This window comes from Nocardiopsis lucentensis DSM 44048 (assembly GCF_000341125.1).
Classification (GTDB): domain Bacteria; phylum Actinomycetota; class Actinomycetes; order Streptosporangiales; family Streptosporangiaceae; genus Nocardiopsis; species Nocardiopsis lucentensis.
Genome location: NZ_ANBC01000825.1, coordinates 1 through 2,584 on the forward strand (window position 1 = coordinate 1; position 2,584 = coordinate 2,584).

Here is a 2,584-nt window from a genome sequence, read left to right on the forward strand (position 1 = left end):
AGGTCACGCGCCGCCGAGACCCGTTCGACGTCCACCCCGACCGGCACGCCTTCGGCCACGGCCAGCACCACCCACTCGCCGGAGTGGCTGACCGACACCTCCCAACCGCGCACGGGGCCGGAGGGGACGGGTTTGCCGTGCGGACCCCGCTCACCCGGGTCCGCGCCCGTGCGTTCCTTCTCCTCGCACGATCGGCAGATCAGATCGAAGGTCACCTCCTCGGGCGGGCACGACACCAGTTCGGCCAAGGTCAGCCGGGCCATCGCCCTGCCGAGCAAGTGGCGGTCGCGGTCGGCCTGGTGCCGGAAGCGGGCGTTGCGGGCGCGCTCCTGCTCGTCCAGCAGACGCAGGAGCCGGTCGGCCGCCATGGACGTGTGCGCCCACCACACCGTGGACGTCAGGGGTGCGAGGGTGGAACCGAGGGTCATACGTCCATTGTCGCCGTTGCTGTGAGTCTCAGCGACTCTCAGCCTCCTGGACGTTTCCGCCCGGAAGGCCCGTCACAGGGGCACCACGGCCGGAGCTGTTCGGCGCCTTGGGGACGGTGTCCCGTTTCCCTCCGCTCGCGCGGTCTCGCGTCGGCGCGCGGGTTCGCCACCCGGTGGTGGACCTCAGCGTTGGCGAGCCCCGTGTCGTAGGCCTCCTCGGAGTCGTCGCCCCACCAGTCGGAGAACCTCGGATCGGTGCGTTCGCTCGCGTTGAACGCCTCGCGCAGGCTCGGCGGCGACCGAGACGAGTCGACGCGCGCGGCGGAAACCGTCCCACGTTCCCCCCGTTGGTGGTGTGAGTCCGACCGAAACCGGGAATCGGTCAGATGGCAGGTCAGCCCGTCCCCCTGGGAGGCCCGAATGTCGGTCGTGGTGCTGTTCGGAACCGGAGCGATCATCGGACTCGTCTTCCTGTCCGCGGTCCTCGTGATGACCCTCCTCTCGGACGGGTCCGGTGCGGAGACTCCCCCCTCACACGACAGGTCCGTACTCTAGGGCGTGTTCTGTGGACGCCGCTCGTCGCGAGCGGCGTCTCCGGTGCGGCTGTCGAGGGGTACGCGGGACCGATCCCGTGCGGACTGAGCGGTACGGAAAGGGGTCGTGTGCATGGCCGAGGAGAGTCGTCCGGCGTTCGCCGCCGAACGCAGGGACCGCATCCTCGAACTCGTCCGCGCCCACGGCACCCTGTCCCTGCGCGACATCGCCGCCAAGGTCGGCGCCTCCGAGGTCACCGTCCGCCGTGACGTCCGCGCACTGGAGGCCGAGGGGCTGGTCGACCGAAGGCGTGGAGGGGCGGCGCTGCCGGGCCGGATCGGCCACGAACAGAGCTACTCCGGCCGCAGCGGGCAGTGCGCCGCGGAGAAGGCGGCCATCGCCGCCTCCGCCGCGCGACTGGTCCGACCCGGGGAGGCGATCGCCGTCGGACCCGGCACCACGACCGAGGCCCTCGCCCGGGAACTGCTCTCCCACACCGAACTGACCGTCGTCACCAACTCCCTGCGCGTGGCCGAGGCTCTGGCGAACTCCGCCGGGGCCGAGGTGGTGATGACCGGGGGAACCCTGCACGGCCCCATCCGCGCGCTCGTCGGCGCCGCCGCCGAACGGAGCCTGGCCGGGCTCCGCGTCACCCGGGCCTTCCTGTCGGGCAACGGTGTCAGCGCCGACCGCGGACTGAGCACCCCCAATCCGGCCGTGGCCACCGTGGACCGGGCGCTGTCGGCGTGCGCGGAGGAGACCGTCGTGCTGGCCGACCACACCAAGATCGGCGCCGACAGCATGGTGTCCACCGTCGCCCCGGAGGAGATCGCCCACCTGGTGACCGACAGCAGCGCCGACCCCGAGGTGCTCATGACCCTGGAGGAGACCGGCGCCCTCGTCCACGTGGCCGTGGTCGCCCAGGAACGGGGAGAGTGACCAAGAGGGGAACGTTCGTCCGTTCCGGGGGAGGGAAACACGTACCCTACCGTTCACGCACGCTTGTGCCGTTGGCGCCCTATGCGTGATCCTGGGCCTCACCCGCTCGCCAACCGCCCCCACCGTCGTCCACACGCAGGAGCCGCCGCACATGCACGTCCAGCCCACACCTCCAGAAGCCGCCGGATCCGCCCCGGTCCGCGTGACACCCTCCCCCGTCGCCCTGCCCGACCCCTGGTCGCGGGCGCGCCTGACCGTCGTCGTCCCCACCTACAACGAGGCGGCCAACCTCCCGGTGCTCGTCGGTCAGCTGATGGCGCTCGGTCTGCCGAACCTGGGCGTCGTCGTCGTGGACGACAACTCGCCGGACGGCACCGGCGAGGTCGCCGACAAGCTCTCCGTCGAGTACGACGGCCGGGTCACGGTCGTGCACCGCACTCGTAAGGAGGGGCTCGGGCGCGCCTACGTCGCGGGCATGACCCGCGCGCTCGACGACGGCGCCGACTACGTGGTGCAGATGGACGCCGACCTCAGCCACCCCGCGGGCTACGTGCCCCAGCTGCTCGGCACCCTGATGTCCACCAACGCCGGCGTCGTGATCGGCAGCCGGTACGTGCCCGGCGGCAGCCTCTCCGAGAACTGGGGGACCCGCCGCCGCCTGCTCAGCGGCTGGGGCCACGCCC

Annotated in this window: 4 protein-coding genes; 3 read left to right on the forward strand and 1 reads right to left on the reverse strand. The window is 71.9% G+C overall.

Annotated features, from left to right (window positions below; genetic code table 11):
- Nucleotides 1-428, reverse strand: a 428-nt coding sequence (locus tag D471_RS0128755) for a 4'-phosphopantetheinyl transferase family protein (protein WP_017601820.1), incomplete at its 3' end; no start/stop codon positions are given.
- A gap of 420 nt (nt 429-848) precedes the next feature.
- Here D471_RS0128755 and D471_RS42420 point away from each other — a divergent pair.
- The 3 genes from D471_RS42420 to D471_RS0128770 form a co-directional block, all read left to right on the forward strand.
- Nucleotides 849-983, forward strand: a complete 135-nt coding sequence (locus D471_RS42420; protein WP_017601821.1) for a hypothetical protein — start codon at nt 849-851, stop codon at nt 981-983.
- A 111-nt stretch (nt 984-1,094) separates the two neighbouring features.
- Nucleotides 1,095-1,901 (forward strand): DeoR/GlpR family DNA-binding transcription regulator, encoded by an 807-nt coding sequence (locus D471_RS0128765; protein WP_017601822.1) that lies wholly within the window; start codon nt 1,095-1,097, stop codon nt 1,899-1,901.
- Between the two features lie 151 nt (nt 1,902-2,052).
- On the forward strand, nt 2,053-2,584 hold a 532-nt coding region (locus D471_RS0128770), incomplete at its 3' end, for a glycosyltransferase (RefSeq protein ID WP_017601823.1).

Bases quoted from the DNA above. Each gene is read 5' to 3' on its own strand.
- D471_RS0128765 (WP_017601822.1), top strand. From the start codon at position 1,095: ATGGCCGAGGAGAGTCGTCCGGCGTTCGCCGCCGAACGCAGGGACCGC.
- D471_RS42420 (WP_017601821.1), top strand. From the start codon at position 849: ATGTCGGTCGTGGTGCTGTTCGGAACCGGAGCGATCATCGGACTCGTC.